This window comes from Streptomyces sp. NBC_00984 (genome assembly GCF_045162475.1).
Taxonomy (GTDB): Bacteria; Actinomycetota; Actinomycetes; order Streptomycetales; family Streptomycetaceae; genus Streptomyces.
Window position 1 is genome coordinate 6275818 of the sequence record NZ_CP108734.1, and the last position, 17064, is coordinate 6292881.

Annotated in this window: 24 protein-coding genes and 1 tRNA gene; 13 read left to right on the top strand and 12 right to left on the bottom strand. The window is 68.7% G+C overall.

Annotation, left to right across the window (positions count from 1 at the left end):
- Positions 1-52 precede the first annotated feature (52 nt).
- Entirely contained in the window at positions 53-868 is an 816-nt protein-coding gene (locus OG520_RS28040; RefSeq protein ID WP_406016583.1) for an HAD family hydrolase, read from the top strand.
- 46 nt (positions 869-914) lie between these two features.
- Positions 915-1574 carry an O-methyltransferase gene (locus OG520_RS28045; protein WP_406015029.1) on the top strand — a complete coding sequence of 220 codons (660 nt, stop codon included), beginning with the start codon at positions 915-917 and terminating at the stop codon, positions 1572-1574.
- Positions 1575-1615: 41 nt separating this feature from the next.
- Here the strand turns inward: OG520_RS28045 and OG520_RS28050 are convergent, their stop codons facing one another.
- Positions 1616-1843 carry a zinc ribbon domain-containing protein gene (locus tag OG520_RS28050; protein ID WP_399326405.1) on the bottom strand — a complete coding sequence of 76 codons (228 nt, stop codon included), beginning with the start codon at positions 1841-1843 and terminating at the stop codon, positions 1616-1618.
- Positions 1844-1968: 125 nt separating this feature from the next.
- Positions 1969-2559: a DUF4383 domain-containing protein gene (locus OG520_RS28055; protein WP_406015030.1), complete on the bottom strand. Its 591-nt coding sequence runs from the start codon at positions 2557-2559 to the stop codon at positions 1969-1971.
- On the opposite strand from OG520_RS28055, the gene OG520_RS28060 reads away from it, so the two are divergent.
- The gene (locus OG520_RS28060; RefSeq protein WP_406015031.1) at positions 2552-2704 is read left to right on the top strand and encodes a hypothetical protein; all 153 of its coding nucleotides are present in this window, start codon (positions 2552-2554) and stop codon (positions 2702-2704) included. The genes OG520_RS28055 and OG520_RS28060 overlap by 8 nt on opposite strands.
- Before the next feature lie 43 nt (positions 2705-2747).
- Here the strand turns inward: OG520_RS28060 and OG520_RS28065 are convergent, their stop codons facing one another.
- Both OG520_RS28065 and OG520_RS28070 read right to left on the bottom strand, forming a co-directional pair.
- Entirely contained in the window at positions 2748-4115 is a 1368-nt protein-coding gene (locus tag OG520_RS28065) for a hypothetical protein (RefSeq protein WP_385334464.1), read from the bottom strand.
- A gap of 71 nt (positions 4116-4186) precedes the next feature.
- Positions 4187-4903: a DUF4097 family beta strand repeat-containing protein gene (locus tag OG520_RS28070; protein WP_399326825.1), complete on the bottom strand. Its 717-nt coding sequence runs from the start codon at positions 4901-4903 to the stop codon at positions 4187-4189.
- A 300-nt stretch (positions 4904-5203) separates the two neighbouring features.
- On the opposite strand from OG520_RS28070, the gene OG520_RS28075 reads away from it, so the two are divergent.
- Positions 5204-5278, top strand: a tRNA-Val gene (locus OG520_RS28075).
- A 151-nt stretch (positions 5279-5429) separates the two neighbouring features.
- On the opposite strand, the gene OG520_RS28080 is transcribed toward OG520_RS28075, so the two are convergent.
- Positions 5430-5726, bottom strand: a complete 297-nt coding sequence (locus OG520_RS28080; RefSeq protein WP_406015032.1) for a GYD domain-containing protein — start codon at positions 5724-5726, stop codon at positions 5430-5432.
- 512 nt (positions 5727-6238) lie between these two features.
- Between OG520_RS28080 and OG520_RS28085 the strand changes: the two genes are divergently transcribed.
- Complete coding sequence (locus tag OG520_RS28085) at positions 6239-6694, top strand: hypothetical protein (protein WP_406016584.1); 456 nt, start codon at positions 6239-6241, stop codon at positions 6692-6694.
- Here OG520_RS28085 and OG520_RS28090 read toward each other — a convergent pair.
- Entirely contained in the window at positions 6689-7564 is an 876-nt protein-coding gene (locus OG520_RS28090) for an IS5 family transposase (RefSeq protein WP_406015033.1), read from the bottom strand. The genes OG520_RS28085 and OG520_RS28090 overlap by 6 nt on opposite strands.
- A gap of 600 nt (positions 7565-8164) precedes the next feature.
- Between OG520_RS28090 and OG520_RS28095 the strand changes: the two genes are divergently transcribed.
- Positions 8165-8494 (top strand): transposase, encoded by a 330-nt coding sequence (locus tag OG520_RS28095; RefSeq protein WP_406015034.1) that lies wholly within the window; start codon positions 8165-8167, stop codon positions 8492-8494.
- On the top strand, positions 8491-9402 hold the full coding sequence (locus OG520_RS28100; RefSeq protein ID WP_406015035.1) for an IS3 family transposase: 912 nt from the start codon (positions 8491-8493) through the stop codon (positions 9400-9402). Before OG520_RS28095 ends, OG520_RS28100 begins: the two co-directional genes overlap by 4 nt.
- A gap of 134 nt (positions 9403-9536) precedes the next feature.
- On the opposite strand, the gene OG520_RS28105 is transcribed toward OG520_RS28100, so the two are convergent.
- Positions 9537-10115: a fasciclin domain-containing protein gene (locus tag OG520_RS28105; protein WP_399326397.1), complete on the bottom strand. Its 579-nt coding sequence runs from the start codon at positions 10113-10115 to the stop codon at positions 9537-9539.
- 463 nt (positions 10116-10578) lie between these two features.
- Here OG520_RS28105 and OG520_RS28110 point away from each other — a divergent pair, with 463 nt between their 5' ends.
- Both OG520_RS28110 and OG520_RS28115 read left to right on the top strand, forming a co-directional pair.
- Positions 10579-11127 carry a DUF1062 domain-containing protein gene (locus tag OG520_RS28110; protein ID WP_406015036.1) on the top strand — a complete coding sequence of 183 codons (549 nt, stop codon included), beginning with the start codon at positions 10579-10581 and terminating at the stop codon, positions 11125-11127.
- A 197-nt stretch (positions 11128-11324) separates the two neighbouring features.
- On the top strand, positions 11325-11609 hold the full coding sequence (locus OG520_RS28115; RefSeq protein ID WP_406015037.1) for a hypothetical protein: 285 nt from the start codon (positions 11325-11327) through the stop codon (positions 11607-11609).
- 90 nt (positions 11610-11699) lie between these two features.
- Here the strand turns inward: OG520_RS28115 and OG520_RS28120 are convergent, their stop codons facing one another.
- Genes OG520_RS28120 through OG520_RS28130 form a run of 3 tightly spaced genes read right to left on the bottom strand, consistent with a single transcriptional unit; the run spans position 11700 to position 12399 of the window.
- Complete coding sequence (locus OG520_RS28120; protein WP_015034725.1) at positions 11700-11774, bottom strand: 50S ribosomal protein bL37; 75 nt, start codon at positions 11772-11774, stop codon at positions 11700-11702.
- 41 nt (positions 11775-11815) lie between these two features.
- Entirely contained in the window at positions 11816-12154 is a 339-nt protein-coding gene (locus OG520_RS28125) for a hypothetical protein (protein ID WP_406015038.1), read from the bottom strand.
- Positions 12139-12399 (bottom strand): hypothetical protein, encoded by a 261-nt coding sequence (locus OG520_RS28130; protein WP_406015039.1) that lies wholly within the window; start codon positions 12397-12399, stop codon positions 12139-12141. The genes OG520_RS28125 and OG520_RS28130 overlap by 16 nt, the downstream gene beginning before the upstream one ends.
- A 303-nt stretch (positions 12400-12702) precedes the next feature.
- Here OG520_RS28130 and OG520_RS28135 point away from each other — a divergent pair, with 303 nt between their 5' ends.
- The 4 genes from OG520_RS28135 to OG520_RS28150 all read left to right on the top strand — a co-directional run bounded on the left by OG520_RS28135 (position 12703) and on the right by OG520_RS28150 (position 15430).
- Positions 12703-13164 (top strand): hypothetical protein, encoded by a 462-nt coding sequence (locus OG520_RS28135; RefSeq protein ID WP_406015040.1) that lies wholly within the window; start codon positions 12703-12705, stop codon positions 13162-13164.
- 141 nt (positions 13165-13305) lie between these two features.
- Positions 13306-13740 carry a hypothetical protein gene (locus OG520_RS28140; protein ID WP_399326385.1) on the top strand — a complete coding sequence of 145 codons (435 nt, stop codon included), beginning with the start codon at positions 13306-13308 and terminating at the stop codon, positions 13738-13740.
- Positions 13741-13772: 32 nt separating this feature from the next.
- Positions 13773-15131, top strand: coding sequence for a DUF1254 domain-containing protein (locus OG520_RS28145; RefSeq protein WP_406015041.1), 1359 nt, complete (start codon positions 13773-13775; stop codon positions 15129-15131).
- A gap of 74 nt (positions 15132-15205) precedes the next feature.
- On the top strand, positions 15206-15430 hold the full coding sequence (locus tag OG520_RS28150) for a DUF2277 domain-containing protein (RefSeq protein WP_399326381.1): 225 nt from the start codon (positions 15206-15208) through the stop codon (positions 15428-15430).
- Here OG520_RS28150 and OG520_RS28155 read toward each other — a convergent pair.
- Together OG520_RS28155 and OG520_RS28160 are read right to left on the bottom strand one after the other, a co-directional pair.
- Positions 15417-16088 carry a DedA family protein gene (locus tag OG520_RS28155; RefSeq protein WP_406015042.1) on the bottom strand — a complete coding sequence of 224 codons (672 nt, stop codon included), beginning with the start codon at positions 16086-16088 and terminating at the stop codon, positions 15417-15419. The genes OG520_RS28150 and OG520_RS28155 overlap by 14 nt on opposite strands.
- 270 nt (positions 16089-16358) lie before the next feature.
- Positions 16359-16814 (bottom strand): DoxX family protein, encoded by a 456-nt coding sequence (locus tag OG520_RS28160; protein WP_266419695.1) that lies wholly within the window; start codon positions 16812-16814, stop codon positions 16359-16361.
- Positions 16815-17064 lie beyond the last annotated feature (250 nt).

Below are 17064 nucleotides of genomic sequence, written 5' to 3' on the forward strand. Positions count from 1 at the left end.
ATCCGCTACCGCTACCGCTACCGCTACCGCGCCCGGTCCGGCCGCCGCCCCCGTGACGCTCGTCGCCAGCGACCTCGACCGCACCCTGATCTACTCCGCGGCGGCGCTCCAGCTCGCCATGCCGGACGCCGAAGCCCCCCGGCTGCTCTGCGTGGAGGTCTACGACCACAAGCCGCTCTCCTATCTCACGGAGACGGCCGCGGCGCTGCTCGACGAACTGGCCCGCACCACGGTCTTCGTCCCGACGACCACCCGCACCCGCGAGCAGTACGGGCGCATCCACCTGCCCGGCCCCGCACCGAGGTTCGCGATCTGCGCCAACGGCGGACACCTGCTCGTCGACGGAGAGTCCGATCCCGACTGGCAGCGGCAGGTGGCCCGCAGGCTCGCCGACGAATGCGCCTCCCTCGCCGAGGTCCGCGCCCATCTCCTGGCCGCGGCCGACCCCGCCTGGCTGCTCAAGGAACGGGCCGCCGAGGACCTCTTCGCCTATCTCGTCGTGGAGCGCCCGCTGCTGCCCGAGGACTGGGTCAAGGAACTGGGGGAGTGGGCGCGGACGCGTGGCTGGACGGTTTCCCTCCAGGGCCGCAAGATCTACGCCGTTCCGGGCCCGCTCACCAAGAGCGCCGCGATGAACGAGGTGGCCCGACGCACCGGCGCCACGCTCACCCTCGCCGCCGGCGACAGCCTCCTCGACGCCGATCTGCTCCTCGCCGCCGACCGCGCCTGGCGCCCGGCCCACGGCGAGCTGGGCGATACCGGCTGGCACGCCCCGCATGCCGAGGTGACGGCCGCGCACGGCGTGGCAGCGGGCGAGGAGATCCTTCGGCACGTCCTCCGGGCCGCGGGCGAGGCAAGATCGTCCTGACGCCGGGCACAGGCGCACCGGCCGAGCGACGCACAAGGAGCACAGGATGACCAAGGGCAACGAAACCAAGATCACGGACGAGCTGTACGCGTACGTGCTGGCCCACAATCCACCGCTCGACTCGGTGCAGCGCGAGCTCGTCGAGACCACGTACGCACGCCTGCCCGAGCACGCCGGCATGCAGTCGGCCGAGGAGCAGGGACCGCTGCTCGCCTTCCTCGTACGGCTGACCGGGGCCCGGCACATCGTGGAGGTCGGGACGTTCACCGGATTCTCCGCCCTGTCGATGGCGCAGGCACTGCCCGCCGACGGACGGTTGATCGCCTGCGACATCTCGGAGGAGTGGACCGCCTACGGCCGGGAGGCCTGGGCGAAGGCGGGCGTCGCGGACCGGATCGAGCTCCGTATCGCCCCCGCGCTCGACACACTGCGGGCGATGCCGGCCGAGCCGCACATCGATCTCGCCTACCTGGACGCCGACAAGGGCAACTACATCCCGTACTGGGAGGAACTGGTGCCCAGGATGCGGCAGGGCGGTCTTGTCGTCACGGACAACGTGCTCTTTCACGGCGGGGTGACCGACCCGCGGGCGACCGGCGGAGCGGCGGCGATCAAGGAGTTCAACGAGCATGTGGCCGCCGATCCGCGGATGGACAGCGTGCTGCTGACCGTGGCCGACGGCCTGACGCTCTCCCGCAAGCGATAGCGATGGCGGGAGCGGCCCCGGGCCGCCGAGTGCTCGCTCCCTCAGCCGCAGCAACCCCCACCGCAGCATCCGCCCCCGCCCCCGCCACCGGCCGACGGGGCGGCGGGCGCGGACTTGGCGGACGACCCGCCGACGGCCACGGTGGAGAGCAACTTCACGGTGTCGGCGTGCCCGGCGGGGCAGGAGGCCGGGTCGGAGGACTGAGCCATGGGGCGGCTGAGTTCGAAGGTGTCTCCGCAGGAGCGGCAGCGGAATTCGTAACGAGGCATGGCCCCAGGCTAACCGTCACCGCTCCGCCGGAGACAGACACCACGGGCGGCGGATGAGGGGCGGGTACGGACACGAGTACGGGTACGGGTACGGGTACGAGTACGGGTACGAGTACGGCGCCGGTTCAGGGACTACGCCGTACGCCCGGCATCGACGGCGTGGTCGCCTTCCGGTTCAGCCGCATTTCCCGCGCGGCTTCCTCGGGGTGGCGGGCCCGCCAGTACGGGTTGTCGTGCGGAAGGCCGCCGCTGACCCGTCCGTACATCCCGAAGACCATCAGCATCAGCCCCACCACAAAGCTGAACAGCACGTTCTGGATGCGGAAGGCGAGGAAGTTGTAGTCGGTCTCCAGCAGCGCGAGATTGAAGAAGCCGCTGAGGATGAAGGCGATGCCCAGAATCATGTTGAGCGTCGAGGCGAAGTTGCCGCCGATCACCATCCCGATGAACAGGAGCAGGCCGACGCAGATGGACAGGACGCTCAGGGCACCGTTGGTGTTGAGGCCCGCGACGGTGGCTCCGCCGGTGTTGAAGAAGCCGATCTTGTCGATCAGACCCAGGACACCGAAGGCGAGCAGCACCAGCCCCATCAGCCCCGCCCCGACCCGATAGACGCGGCTGAGCCGGTGATCGACCGGCAGATGCTGGTCGAGCCGGGTGGCCTTGCGGCGACGGGGCGACCGCCGTCCCGTGGCGTGCAGTGCGTGGGTGGCCATGTCGGTCGGCCTCCTTCGGGCGTACTACCAGGATCCGCCCAAGGTGTGGCTGCCGCACACCAGAGAACCCGAGACCCCGTACGCAGCCCGTGACCGCCCCGTACGTACGGATCCCGTGACCGCCCCGTACGTACGGAGCCAGTAACAGCCCAGTACATACGGAGCCCGTAGCCGAGGGCCCGTACAGCTCAGGCGCCGGCCCCGCGTTCCTCACGGATCTCGGAGACCACCCGCGCAGCCGTCCGCCGCACCGCTTCGGTCTCGGTCAGGAAATGCCAGTAGTCGGGGTGACGCCCGTCGAGCCCGGCGACGGCGCGATCCAGCCGGGCCACGGCATCGTCCAGCGGACGGGCGTGGCGCGGATCGGGCGTGCTGCGACCGGCCATGGCCAGGCGCTGCGCGTCCCGGACCGCGAACCGGGTCCGCTGGATCTCCTGCTGCGGGTCCTTGGCCACGTCGTCCAGCCGGTGCAGCCGGTCACCGGCCGCGGACACCGCCTCGTCCGTGGCGTTCAGCAAGGCGCGGACCGTGCTCAGCCGGGACGTCGCGTCGGCCCACCGCTGCTCGTCCCGCGCCTGGGCGGCTTCCTTCAGCTTCTCCTCGGCCTGCCGCACATTGACGGCCGCCTGCTCGGGCACCGGCTGGAGATCCTGCCAGCACGCCGCCGAGAAACGCCGCCGCAACTCGCTCAGCACCGGCTCCACCGAGCCCGCCCGGGTCGTCAACGCCTGGGCGCGCGTACGCAGCGACACCAGCCGGTGGTCGATCTCGGCGGCACGCTCGGGCAGCTGGGCCGCTTCGGACCGCACCGCCTCGGCGTCGCGCAGCACCCGATCGGCGCGCTGCAAGGTCTCCGGAACGCCGTGCCGCCCGGCGCCCTGGTTGAGCTTGGTCAGCTCGGGGGCGAGGGCCGCCAGCCGGGCGGCGAGATCATCCGCCCGCAGCCCGGACGCGCGCACCGCGTCGAGCGCGTTGCTCGCACCGAGCAGGGCCTGCCGGGCCCGCTCCACGGCGGGCGCGAGCCGGGCGAGCTGCGTCTCCGCGCTGCCCAGCAGTGGACCGAGCCCCTGCGCGAACCGGTCCAGCTCGGCCTTGACCCGTACCAGCTCGTCCTTGGCCGTGGTCAGCTCGGTCCGTGCGCGGGCGGCGACCGACGGTTCCAGATCGTCCCGGTCCAGGTCGTGCGCATCGACCGCGGTGATGTACGTATGACTGGCCTCGTCGATCCGCCGCCCCAGGGCGGCGAAGTCGTCCACGGCCTTGCGCGCGGCGGGCGAGCTGTCCACCGCGGTGATCGTCTCGATCGAGATGCGCAGATCGCGCTGGGCCGTGTCCAGCTCGTAGAAGGCCGACGCCGCGGCGTCCTTCGCGGCCTGCGCCTCGACGCGCTGACTCTCCCCGCGCCCGCCGAACCAGCGCCTCGTACCGCCACCGGCGAAGGCGGCCGGCAAGGCGGCGGCCAGCAGCGGCACCGGCAACAGCATCAGCACGAAGACGTCCCTGACGGCGGAACTCCCACCCGCTCTCGCTCGCGGCTGCGCGTGTGTCGCCGTCACATCCCTCTCCCGTGCCGTTTCGCCCTGCCCGGTACATTCTCCCACCAGGTAAGGACGAACACACGGGCCGGTTAGTTCACGCTTCGGACGGTGACTTCGCCGTTGTCGCTCCGGGCCTTCACCACATGGCTGCTGCCGTCGCTGCGCGGTGCGTCCACCGAGGTGCTCCCGTTGTGGGCGACGGCATCCACCGCATACCTCACGGAGCCGCCCGGCAGATCGATGGTGATCGCCCCGTTGTCGCTCACGGCGTCCACGAGATCCGGCACGGCCGCGAACCCCAGCCGGATGCTGCCGTTGTCGGACCGGGCCGACACGGACTTGGCCGAGACCCTCTCGGCGACGATGCCTCCGTTGTCGCTCTCCAGCTTGAGCGGCCCGGTGGAGTCCCGGACGGTCACCTTGCCGTTGTCGGCGTGGAGGGTGAGGGGAGTACGGAAGCCGGAAGCGACGACTGTCCCGTTGTCCCCCTTGACGACCACGGCCACCCCGCGCGGCACCTTCACCTGGTGCTCCGCGGCACAGTCGCTGATCAACGCCTCGCACTTCACGCGAAGCGTGAGCGTGTCGTCCTGCATCTCCCATTGCGGATCGGGCCCGTTCCCGAACGCCACCCACCCGTCGACCCGACGGGTCACCTCGACCTTCTGCACATCGGCCGGTACGAGCTCCAGCGACGACTGCCCGGAATCGATGGTCAGCGTCTTCCCGCCCAACGCGAACGACTTGTGCTCGGCGGGCGCGTCGCCCACGTCCGTACTGCCACAACCGGCAAGAGCAAGAACCATGAACACGGCGCCACCGGACGCGATGAGAGTGCGGGTGCGGGCGCGGACTGCCACGATGATCTTTCCCCCAGGTCGTACGGCGGATGCTGCCGATGCTGCGGACCTCACCGTACGTACGCGACCGCCCCCGACAGAATCCGGACGGCTACCGTATGCGGGGTGGGGATATCCCCCGTATGCCCCCGCCGCCACGCTCCGCCATCTCGTCGGCTGCCGTCCCGTTCGTTCGTCCCGCTCGCTGCCGCCGGGGATCGTTTGTGACCACGGGCCGTAGTCCATGTACGCTGTTGCCTCATCCACGGGTGCGTAGCTCAGGGGTAGAGCGCTGCTCTTACAAAGCAGATGTCGGCGGTTCGAAACCGTCCGCGCCCACCAGTGCAAAGGCCCCCAACCGATCATGGTTGGGGGCCTTTGACATCCACTTTTGACATCAACGGTTGCGGTCACCCACGGTCGGGACGCTACCGCTTCAGCATGCGGTCGCGGCTCACGGCCTCGCGTTGAGTGTCCTGGACGACGTGGGTCGTCAGCCAGCCGCCTTGGCGATGATGCGCTCCGTCTCCTCTGGGCCGAAGGCCCGCAGAGTCGTGGAACGGACGCTGCCCACCCCACCGAGCTGCAGGAGTGCTGCCGCGGCAGTTTCGTCGTCGGGCGCCTCGACGATGGCCACGAGGTCGTACGGACCGACGGTCCAGTAGATGCTCAGGAGCTTCGCCCCGAGCTTCTGTACCGCTGACCCGAAGGCCTCGGAGCGCTTTGCGGTGTCCTTGTAGTTTCGGATCCCTTGATCGGTCCAGCTCAGCAAGGTGACGTACGTCGGCATGTTCTTTTCACCTTCACGAGGAGACACATCGTGAGGCCAAGCCTGGACATCTGGGCTAGAACCTGCACGAGATACGCACCCGAACGAGCAATACGAGCGACCACAGGCATCGAGGCGCCGCGCAAGCGCGGCGCGCGCCGCAGCCCCCGGCTGGGGGCTGCCTCTGTCTTCGCCCGGCTGCCCCCGGCCGGGCGGCGGCGCACCGAGCGCGGACGCCAGCCGGGGGTGGGGAACCCCGCTGTGGCTGGGGCGGTCGGCTCCACGGCTCTAGGCCGTGTATCGAAAACGCTGTTCATGGTGCTTGCCGACGGTTGACGGGCCGTGCTGGAGGCGTGGGATGCAGGGGTGACGCCCCCCTGGAGCCACAGAGTTGAACACGTTCAACAGGTCTGGCAAGGTATCCCTCCACGGCCGCTCCTACTCGGTTGGCCGATACGAGCTGAGGGTGGGAGGTCCTGGTGGCGGGCGGAAGCAGGCTGCGTGCTTGGGGGACGACCCTCGGTGTCTTGATAGTGGTTCTGGCTGCTCTGACGGCGTGCGCCGGCCCCTACCAGTACTACGAGGGAACAGGGCTCCACGACGCCACGACGGCCGAAGTCGCCGGGGGCTGGAAGAACGTCGAGGGGACCCGCGTGGTACTTCGCAAAGATGGAACGGCCCTTCTTGAAAACCTTGACGGACAGGACTTCGACTTCGAGGACGGCTGGCGCCTCTCCGGTACGGGAACCTGGCAACTGACCGACGACGACGGCGGACAGGTCGTCCGACTCTCGCTGACGACCCGGACACGAGTCGAGAAGCGCTCTCCCGCACCGGTGGCTGGCCCCTCGGCTCCAGAGCCCCCGTCTACATACTCGTGGTTCTTCTACGTGGACCGCGATCAGCACGATGGGCTGGTGCTGTTCTTCATGTACGGCGATCCGGACATCGGGAACATGTACGTGATGACGCGCGAGACGGGGTCATAGCCATTCGTTGATCGCTGCGACCAGCACGGTCGCCTCGTAGCGGACGGCGAGCTTGTCGAACCGCGTGGCGACAGCACGGTGTCTCTTGAGCCGATTGATCCCACACTCGACCGCATGGCGCTGGCGGTAGTCGACCGGGTCGAAGTGCGGCGGCCGGCCACCGCGGGAGCCGAGCTTCTGGCGGTTGCGGGCCTGGTCAGCCTTGTCCGGGATGGTGCAGCGGATCCCGCGGCGGCGCAGGTAGGTGCGGTTTTTGCGGGAGGCGTACGCCTTGTCGGCCCGCACGCGGTCGGGGCGGACGCGTGGCCGGCCTGGCCCGATGCGGGGTACCCGGACCTTCTCCAGCACGGGCTCGAACTGCGGCGAGTCCCCGCGCTGCCCCGCCGTGATTACGATCGCCATGGGCTTCTGGCCCTGCTCGACCGCCAGGTGGAGCTTGGTCGTGAACCCGCCGCGCGACCGTCCCAGCCCGTGATCGACCGGCTCGGTGAACACACCACCAGGTGGTTCCTTCTGCAGGTCGCCCTGCCTTCGGGCGCCGGCCGCGTGCTGATGAGCGCGGCACACTGTGGAGTCGACGCTCAGGTCCCACGTGATCGCACCTTCCGCGTCGGCCAGGGACTGGAGACGGGTGAGGATCCGGTGCCAGGTGCCGTTGCGCTGCCACCGACGGAACAGGTCGTAGACCCGGTTCCACGGTCCGTACTCGACGGGGACGTCCCGCCACGGAACACCGGTCCGGACCCGGAACCGTATGCCGTCGATCAACCGCCGCCGGGGCCAGACCGGCGGCCGCCCTGCTTTCGACCCCTTCGGCAACAACGGTTCCAGCACCGCCCACTGCTCGTCCGTGAGATCTCCCCGCCCCATGAACCGTGATCATTCACAGCCCAAGATCCACTTTCGACACAGGGCCTAGCCACCTCCCCGGTTGGGGTCCTGCGTCGAGCGGGAAGCATGGCTGCCGTAGAGCACACGTGCCCACACTGTGGCCAAGGCGTAGGCCAGCTGATGGGCGTTAGGAATGAAGTTGTCTTGAGCTGCGCGAGCTGCCACAAGAATGACTGGTACCGCCGGTTCCCCTTCCCAGAGTCGGAAGCCGACCGAGTCCAGCGGGAGGCCCGGGGAGCTTGCCATGAAGAACTCGATACGATCCGTTTCGGCGCAAGGCTTGCTGTCCACTTTTGAACTTGCAGAAGCAGTAGGTCGTTTCGGCAACTCAATGGGTGTCCTTGACGGACTTGGTTGGATGCAAACAGAGAAGCCCCAGACTCGGTCTGGGGCTTCTCTGTCGTTGGATGTGCGTTACTTCCTAACTGAAGGCGGCCGCCGGTAGTCGAGGACCCTGGTCCCCTCCTTCAGAAGCGGCGAGATGCGGTATCGGCAGGCGGTGACCGCGGCTTGTTGCTACACGGAGCTGACCTTCCCCTCGTAGCGTGGAGTCCCTGATTGCAGGGGAGGTTGAGGGTCATGGTGTCCAAGAAACGGGCGTACGACGCCGAGTTCCGTGAGGGTGCTGTACGCATCGTGATCGAGACGGGGAAGCCGATCCCGCAGGTCGCCGACGAGCTCGGAGTCCACGCGGGCACGCTGCACAGCTGGGTCTCGCGCTGGCGCCGAAACGGGTCGGCCTCCTCCGATCGGCCCGCGCAGGAGGCCGCCGGCGGGCGGATGCGGGAGAGCGAGCGGGGCGAACTTGAGTGGCTGCGGCGGGAGATGAGCGAGAAGAACAAGCGGATACGCGAGCTGGAGATGGAGCGTGATGTCCTCAAGCGATGCATGGTCCTCTGGGTGAAGTGACCGAACAGGCACCGGCCGAGGTGGCCGCGTTCATCGGTAGCCAGGGGACCGAACACCACGTCCCGCACCGTCTGGCCTGCCGCGTGCTGGGGATCTCGGAGTCCTGGTTCTACAAGTGGCGCCGGCCGCCCGTCACCGCCCGCCATGTGCGGAAAGGGCAGCTGTCCGACGCGGTCCGGCGGATCTTCGACGGCTCGGGCGGTACCTACGGCTCCCCGAAGATCTGGATCACGCTGGTGCGGGAGGGCTGGCGCGTGTCGGTGAACACTGTCGCGAAGCTGATGGCCGAACTCGGCCTGGCCGGACGGACGCCCTGCAGGCGACGGGGCCTGACCCGGCCCGGCAAGCGGGCCGCTGCCCCGGACTTCGTGCGCCGGGACTTCACCGCCACCGCTCGTGACCAGGTGTGGGCGGGCGACATGACGGAGATCGTCACCGGGGAGGGCCAGCTGTATCTGGCCACGGTCATCGATCTGTTCTCCCGGCGGCTGCTGGGCTATGCGATGGGCGAGGGCCACGATGCCGAGCTCGTGGCCGCATCCCTCAACATGGCCGCCGCTACCCGCGGCGGCGACGTGAAGGGCGTGATCTTTCATAGCGACCGCGGCAGCGAGTACATCTCCCGGAGGTTCAAGCGCGCCTGCCGGCGCCTGGGCGTAACGCAGTCCATGGGCCGGGTCGGGTCGTGTTTCGACAACGCCGTCAGCGAGGCGTTCAACAGCGTGCTCAAGGTCGAGTACGTCCACCGGCACACCTTCAACAGCTGCACCGAGGCCCGGCTGAGGATCGCGACCTGGATCACCGGGTTCTACAACACGCATCGACTACACAGCGTGTGCGGATACCGCAGCCCGATCGACTACGAACAATGCCACCCGGCCGACTCCGCTCTGAAGCTGGCCGCATAGAAGATCTCCACGGTTCGAGGGGATTGACAGAGACCGAGCTCTGCTACCCGTGATGACGGTCCTGCCTCTCTGAAGCGCGGAGGCAGGACCGTACACCTACTACCGGCCGACCGAAGCCTGCCGGAGGACTACTCCTAGGACGGGGGCATGAGGACCGTGTCGACGAGATAGACCGTGGCGTTGGCCGTCTTGATGTCCCCACAGACGATCTTCGCGGTGTCGTTGACCTTGAACGACGTGCCCGACCCGGAGGTCTTGAGCATGGAGCCCTCCAGCGTCTTGAAGCTGCCGTTGGGAAGCTCGCTGGGGGTGATGGTCTTGTCCACGACGTGGTAGGTCAGGACCTTCTTCAGCTGCGCCCTGTCCTTGAGGAGGCCGGCAAGCTGCATCTTCGAAATCTTGTCGAAGGCCGCGTTCGTGGGGGCGAAGACCGTGATGGGCTTCGCGTCGTTGAGCTTGGTGGTGAGCCCGGCGTCCTTCAACGCGAGTACCAGCTTGGTGAGTTTCGGATTGTTGGCCGCCGCGGTGGCCACGCGTTCCTTGGACATGCCGGTCGCGCTGCCCTTGCCGCTGTTCGGCAACGAGGAGCATTCCGGGCCGAACGGGCTCGGTGTGTCCGCGAACGCTTGGGGAGCCAGAGCACCGAGCGAGAGCGGGAGGGCCACCACAGCGGTGAGTGCTGCGGCGCTCGTGCGGATGCGAAGTGAACTCATACCGATTCCTCTTCCCTCTAGGAGGAGGTCCGTGAGGTGTCGACGCCGACCCTCGTAGGACGAGGAGTGTGGCCGCTGCTGGCCGGGGTGTCGTTCGCACCGCTCCGGCATACCCAGTGGGCCATCGGAACAAGGTTAGGCATCGTCAGTGAGAACCGCACCCCGAAGACGATCGCCCGGTTGTGCCACGCGCCCACCACATGCGAAGCCGCCTGATTCACATCGGTCCGACTCCGGCTCCGCCCATGATCCGCCGGCCAGGGCCTGGCGGTGAGGCGTTCGAAAACCAGTGGAGCAGCGCCGCTGTGCGCCGCTACCGTGCTGCCGAGCCAAGTCGTCTAGTGGTCAAGGACGTTCCGTTGTACACCCTGTGAGACCTCCCGAGTGCTGATTCGTCGCGCGTCGCGCCTGTGCGCTGCGCTCCTTTCTGCTGCGGTCTTCTCACTGAAACCGGTGTACTTCTGTGCTCAATAACTGGGTGGTCGTGCCCACCTGCCTTCCGCTCGTGCTCCGCCGTTGCCATGTGTGCGCGTCCGAGCGCTTCAAGGCAAGCGGTAAATTTCGCGTCAACGCAAACCACAAGCTCATCGACGCCTGGCTCCTCGTGCTCTGTACCGCTTGCGGGGAAACTGCGAAGCTCACGGTCCTGGAGCGGATGAATGTGCGCTCCGTACGACCTGAGCTGCTGGACCGGCTGCATGACAACGACCTTGGCCTGACCGCCGAGCTGCTCCAGGATCCGGTCGTGCGGCGCCGCAATCGCATCGCCCTCGACTGGGACAACGCCTGGCGCCTCGACACCGGGGGATCGGATCACCTGGACCGCGAGGTGATCGACGTCTCGGTCCGCATTGCGGCGCGGATCCCTGTCCGGCCGGTGCGACTGATCGCTGATGGTTGCGGTCTTTCGCGGGCCGAGGTCGAGAGGCTGATCACGGAGGGGAAGCTCGTTTCGGCAGTCCGGCTGAGCGGCAAGCTCTCCGGCGGCTTCACCTTCATGCTCAAGCGCTGAGCCCTCCTCAGGGCCAGGGGCCTGTCCGGCAAGATCCGCCGGACAGGCCCCTGGTCCGTCATGGTTGACGCGGCCAGTGCGATCTCCACTGCGGTGGCGCCTGGTCGTTGTATGTCATCCAGAAGCGCAAGGAAGCCGAGCGCAAGGCGAAGGCGCCCGACGGTGCGAAGGTCCCCAGCAGCTGTCATCATCAGCGGATGACGGGCGAGCAGCTGCCGGCAGGGTGGACTCTGGAGGAGATCCGCAGCGTCTCCGGCGACCGGGAGGCGACAGTGCTCGACAGCGGTCGCCTTGTGAGGTGGCTGGGCTGGCCGGGGGAAGACGAACAGCTCTGCCCTGAAGTCGTCCTGGGATTCCATGGACTGTGTCTGGTGAAGCCTGTCGGCGACGACGACTGGTACATGGGGAGTCTGAACGACGACGGCAGCGTCGACTGCTGGAGTGCCTACGCCGATTTCCGCGAGGCGCTGCGCGGACTGTAGTTGTCGGGCGCAGCTGCCGGTGCCCCGGGAGGCACGTGCTCTTCCCGGGGCACTACGGAGCAGGGTTCCAGGGAACTCGGTGGGTTCCGTTCAGGCGTTGGGGCGCTTGCCGTGGTTGGCGTTCTTCTTCTTGCGGGCGCGGCGCTTGTTTCCTCGCTTGGCCATGACATGCCTCCCTCACCTGGGGTATTCGTGGCTCCGTCAGTTTAGGTTCGGCCGGCCTCGGGCGCATCAGCGGTGTTGTTCGAGGCCAGGGCCTCGATGAGCCAGGTGAAGGCCGGTCCCGGGTTGTCCGGGGGTGGCCAGGAGTTGATCACGGCGAGCAGCTGGAGGTAGCGCCGGCGGCGGGGGTCCTTCGCCGTTTCCAGAAGTGCCAGCAGGTGGTGGCCGGTGGTGTGGGCGTATTCGGCCGTGATCGCCTTGATGACCGGGGCGGGCTGGGGTGATGTCGGGGTGATGCCCGCTCGCAGGGCCGCGGTGACGTGGTCGCGGACCATCGCGGCGGGGGCGGGGCGGGTGAGGTCGGTTGTTACGTGGTCGGCCATGCGTCGTACGAGGGCGGCGAAGTCCGGTCCTGGGTCAGTTCGGCCAACTCGATCCAGGCTTCGACCTGTTCGGTGTCGGGGTTCTCGGGCAGCTCCGGGGTCATCGAGCGCCTGATTCCGGCGAACCCCGGCGCGGCGTCCGGGCCGCCGAACGCGGTGGCGAGGAAGCCGTCGATCAGGTCGCGGCGTTCGTGCTCGGAGAGCCTGGCCAGATCCCCGATCGGGAGGAGCGCGTCGCCGTTCATGTCCGCAACCATCGAGCATCCCCCTGCGGGAGAGTCAAGGCCGGGCCCGCCGTAACGTGTCTTGTTCACGTCAGCACCATCCCAGGGGGATACATGTCGTACGGCTATCCGCCGCCCCAGCCCGGTCAAGAGCCTCAGCCAGGTCAGCAGCCTCAGCAGCCCCAGCCCGGTCAGCAGCCTCAGCCGCCGTCCTCCTCGCCGTACGCGCACTGGCCGCAGCCCGGCCCCGGGGCGTACGGCTGTCCCCAGCCGCCGCGGAAGTCCCGTACCGGGCTGATCGTCACGCTGTCCGTGGTCGGCGGGGTGGCCCTCCTGCTGTCAATCCTGCTGGCGCTCGGGGTGCTGATCGCCGTGATGACCGGCGGCGGCCCGTTGTCGACGGCCAGGTCGAAGCCGTCGACGGTGGACGCCACGAAGAGCGAAGCGCCGGTGCCGGGTGATGCCTCCGATGCGCCCACGGAGCTGCCGGCCCTCGAAGGCACGGATGCCTCGGGCGATGTGCGGATCACCCGGTGCGAGGTGGACTCGTTGACCGAATGGCCCGACGCGGATGTGGAGATCGTGAACCGCTCCGACACCCAGGCGTCCTACATCGTGTCCGTGGAGTTCGTGGACGGGGAAGGCACGCGCCGGGCCTCGGGGCTGGCGACGGCCACCGACCTGGCCGCGGGGCAGAAGTCGGTGCAGAAGGCCCAGGGGCTGGGGAAGGTCCCGGGCAAGATGACGTGCAAGGTCTCGAAGGTGACGCGGCTTCCCTCCTCGTAGCGAAGGCCCTGGAGCGGCTCCTCGGCACCGCATGCCGCGGTCCGGGCCGTCACCCGTACGGGTGCGTCCGAGTGGTTGCGCGGGAAAGTGCCCGGCAGGGTCGGTTCTGTTCCGCAGTCCCGATCCGGCCAAGGAGTTTCGATGGCACACTCAGCGTCCACGTCCGGTCCGGCCGGTTCCGTCGGCCAGGGGGACATCAACCCCTGGGCGGCCAGCGGGATCATCTTTGCCGGTGTTCTGCTGCTCGTCGACGGTGTCCTCGGAGTGGTCAAGGGCATCTCCGGTATCGCCTCCGACGATGTGTACGCGCACGTCAGGAACTACACGTTCAAGTTCGATGTGACCTCATGGGGATGGATCCACCTCGTCCTCGGTATCGTCCTCGGCATCGTCGGCTGGAGCATCCTCAAGGGCGCGGCCTGGGCCCGTGCCACGGGTGTGGTGCTCGCCGCCATCAGCCTGATCATCAACTTCGTCTGGCTGCCGTACCAGCCGATCTGGGCGATCGTCTCCATCGCCATCGACGGGTTCGTGATCTGGGCCCTGTGCACGGAGAGCTCGAAGGCGGTCATCTGAGCGGGGGACGGCGTCAAGGGCCGGAGGCAGAGGTGGGACTTGCCGCGCTTGCCGCCGAGGCGTACGTCTACGGGTATCCGCTGGTCCGTGACCTGTCGGTGGTCGAGGGCTTCATGCACACGGGCTTCGGGCCGCTGCCGCCCGCACCCTTCAACCATTTCGCGCACGCGGGCCGATCGGCGCTGCCCGGCGCGCCCCTCGTGTCCGTCGACGACGACACCGTCCGCTCCCTCGCCCACCTCGATCTCTCCGGTGGGCCGGTGCTGCTCCATGTCCCCGGTGCGGATGGTGCGGACGGTGCGGGCGGTGCGTACTGCGTGTTGCAGTTCGTCGACGCCTGGACCAACAACTTCGCGTACGTCGGCCGCCGCGCGACCGGCACCCGGGCCGGGGAGTGGCTCGTCGTGCCACCCGGCTGGGCGGGCGATGTGCCCGACGGTGTGCTCGGGGTCATCGACGCGCCCACCTCCGTCGTCTCCGTCATCGGCCGCGATGCCTCCGGCGCCGCCGACGACTCCGAAGAGCCGGAGCGGGGCCGCGCGCTCCGGGCACAGCTGGGCGTCACGTACGTCGAACCGGGCACGCACCGTACGGGACTGCCCGCGCCCGATCCCGACGTACCGGAGCCGCTGCGGTTCTTCGAGCAGCTCAGGGTGTGGATGGCCGACTTCCCGCCGTCCGCGCCCGACCAGGCCTATCAGGACCGGTTCCAGCCGCTGGGGCTGCTGGAGGAAGGTCCCTCGCCGTACACCCGCGCCGATCCCGCCCTCGTACGCGCGCTGACCGAGGGCCTGGCACGGGGGAGAGCATGGGTGGAGGAGGCGGGCCGGGCCGCGGCGGGGCGCGGGGGATGGGCGATGGATCCGCATCTCTTCGACTACAACCTCGACCACTACGGCGTCGGAACCATCGACTCCCCGGAGTGGCGGATCGCCGACCGGGAGGCGTCCTACCGGACCAGGGCGATGGCGGCACGGTGCTCGCTGTGGGGCGTCCACGGCTACGAGGCGGTGTACGCCCACACCGTCCGCGACGCCAGGGGCGAGCGGCTGAACGGGGCCAACTCCTACGTCCTGCGCTTCGACGGACGCCCGCCGCCGGTCGAGGCGTCCTGGTCCCTGGCCGTGTACGACGCGACCGGTCAGCGCCTCGCCGAGACCCCGGGGACGCGACGGCGCCCGGTCGGTGACCGTACGCCTGGCCCGGTGCACGGGGAGGACGGTTCGCTGACGGTCCACCTCCGGCGGGAGCGGCCGGAGGACCCGGTCGCGGCGGCGAACTGGCTGCCCGTGCCCGACGGGGACTTCCGGCTGGTGCTCAGGCTCTGTGCGCCGGGGCCCGAGATCCTCGACGGGACGTACGAGATCCCCGCAGTCGAACGGATTCGGTGAAGGGGACGGCGGACGGGCCGGGGCGGAAGGGCCCGAGCCGGGCGACTGTCAGTGGTCCGGTTCACACTGGAGACATGTGCCGCAGCATCAAGACCCTTCGCCCGCCCGCCATCCCCGAAGAGGCCACCGAGGAGGAGATCCGGGCCGCCGCCCTGCAGTTCGTACGCAAGGTGTCCGGCTTCCGCGCTCCGGCCGCGCACAACCAGGAGGTGTTCGACCGGGCCGTCGAGGAGATCACCGAGGCGACGGTCAGACTGTTGCACGGGCTGGAGATCCGGGGTGCGGTCAGGACGCCGTAGGGGCCGTCGCGGTCGCCGACGCGGCGGCGGCCGCTTCCGCCGCCGGGCGGCGCATGAGATACGCGGCCAGGGCGCCCGCCATGAACAGGGCGAGGACCGAGACGGCCGTGCACACCCACGTCGCGCCGAGCCACTGGCCGCCGAAGTAGCCGAGGCCCACGCTGTAACCGGCCCATGCCACGCCCGCCAGGGCCGACCAGGGCAGGAATTCCTTGACCTCGCGATGCGCGGCGCCCGCGCCCAGGGAGACCACCGAGCGTCCGGCCGGGGCGAAGCGGGCGATGACGACGAGGATGCCGCCGCCCCGGGCGAGGGCCGCGCCGAGGCGTTCCTGTGCGGAGGTGAGGCGGCGGGAGCGGGCGATGGCCCGGTCCAGGCGTTCCCCGCCACGCCAGGCCAGCCGGTACGCGACGAGGTCGCCGAGCACCGAGGCGGTGGCCGCGCAGAGGATCAGGGCGAGGAGCGAGGGAACCTCGGCCACCTGCTCGGCGGCGCCCGCACCCGCGACGGTCGTCGAACCGGCGGCGGCAGCCGTGGCGGCGGTGATCACCAGCACACCGCTGGGCAGCAGGGGCAGAAAGACGTCCAGGAGCACCGAAAGCGCGACCACGACATAGATCCATGGGCTGCTGGTCAGCGCGCCCATACTCTCAAGCACCTACTACTCCCCGATTCGAAACAACGCCGCGACGTCGCAGGGGAGCGGCAGGAGCGGCAGGGTCAGCTGTACAGCGTACGCCTGGCGTTCATCCGGTGATCCACAAATACGAGCGATGTTGGGAACCTCACGTACATCCGGAAATGGGAAGCCTCGGTTCCGGGCGCATGCCCGGATGTACGTGAGGAACGACCCGCGCGGGCGCGGGAAACGGGCGGGGTAACGGACGCGGGAAACGGACGCGGGAAACGGCCTGCGCGGATGCGCGTATCAGACCGTGACGGGCGGTGCCTGCTCGGACTCGCGCTCCTTTTCGCGCTCCGTGCCGCCCCGGCTGAACAGCCGGTCCAGGGCCAGTGCGCCGGGGCCGGTGAAGACCAGCAGGAGGAACGCCCAGCAGAAGACGGCCGAGGGCTCACCGCCGTTCTGCAGCGGGAACAGCGCCTCGGGCTGGTGGACCTTGAAGTACGCGTACGCCATGGAGCCGGAGCAGATCAGAGCGGCGACACGGGTGCCGAGCCCGAGCATCACGAGGATGCCGCCGATGAACTGGATGACCGCCGCGTACCAGCCGGGCCAGGTGCCGGCGGGTATGGAGTCGCCGTTCATGGCGCCACCGAGGACGCCGAAGAGCGAGGCGGCGCCGTGGCAGGCGAAGAACAGGCCTATGACGATCCGGAAGAGGCCGAGTGCGTAGGGCTGAGCCTGGTTCAAGCGTGTCTGCATGAGGGGAGGGCTCCTTCGGTCTGGTGGGGACGTGAACCGATTGAGTGCCTCAGATTAGGGAAACCTCACCAATGCTTGCAAGTTCAACATTGTGTCGACTGGCTGAAAGTCGCCCTGTGGTTGTCGGTCAGGCTTCGGTTCGGAACGGCCTTCAACTGCGAACCTCCCTTCATCGCCTTGGCCTGAACCAATGGCAGCGCAGCTTTCCGGCCATGCGGGGGCAGGGGTGTGGACCGGTCACCGAACCACG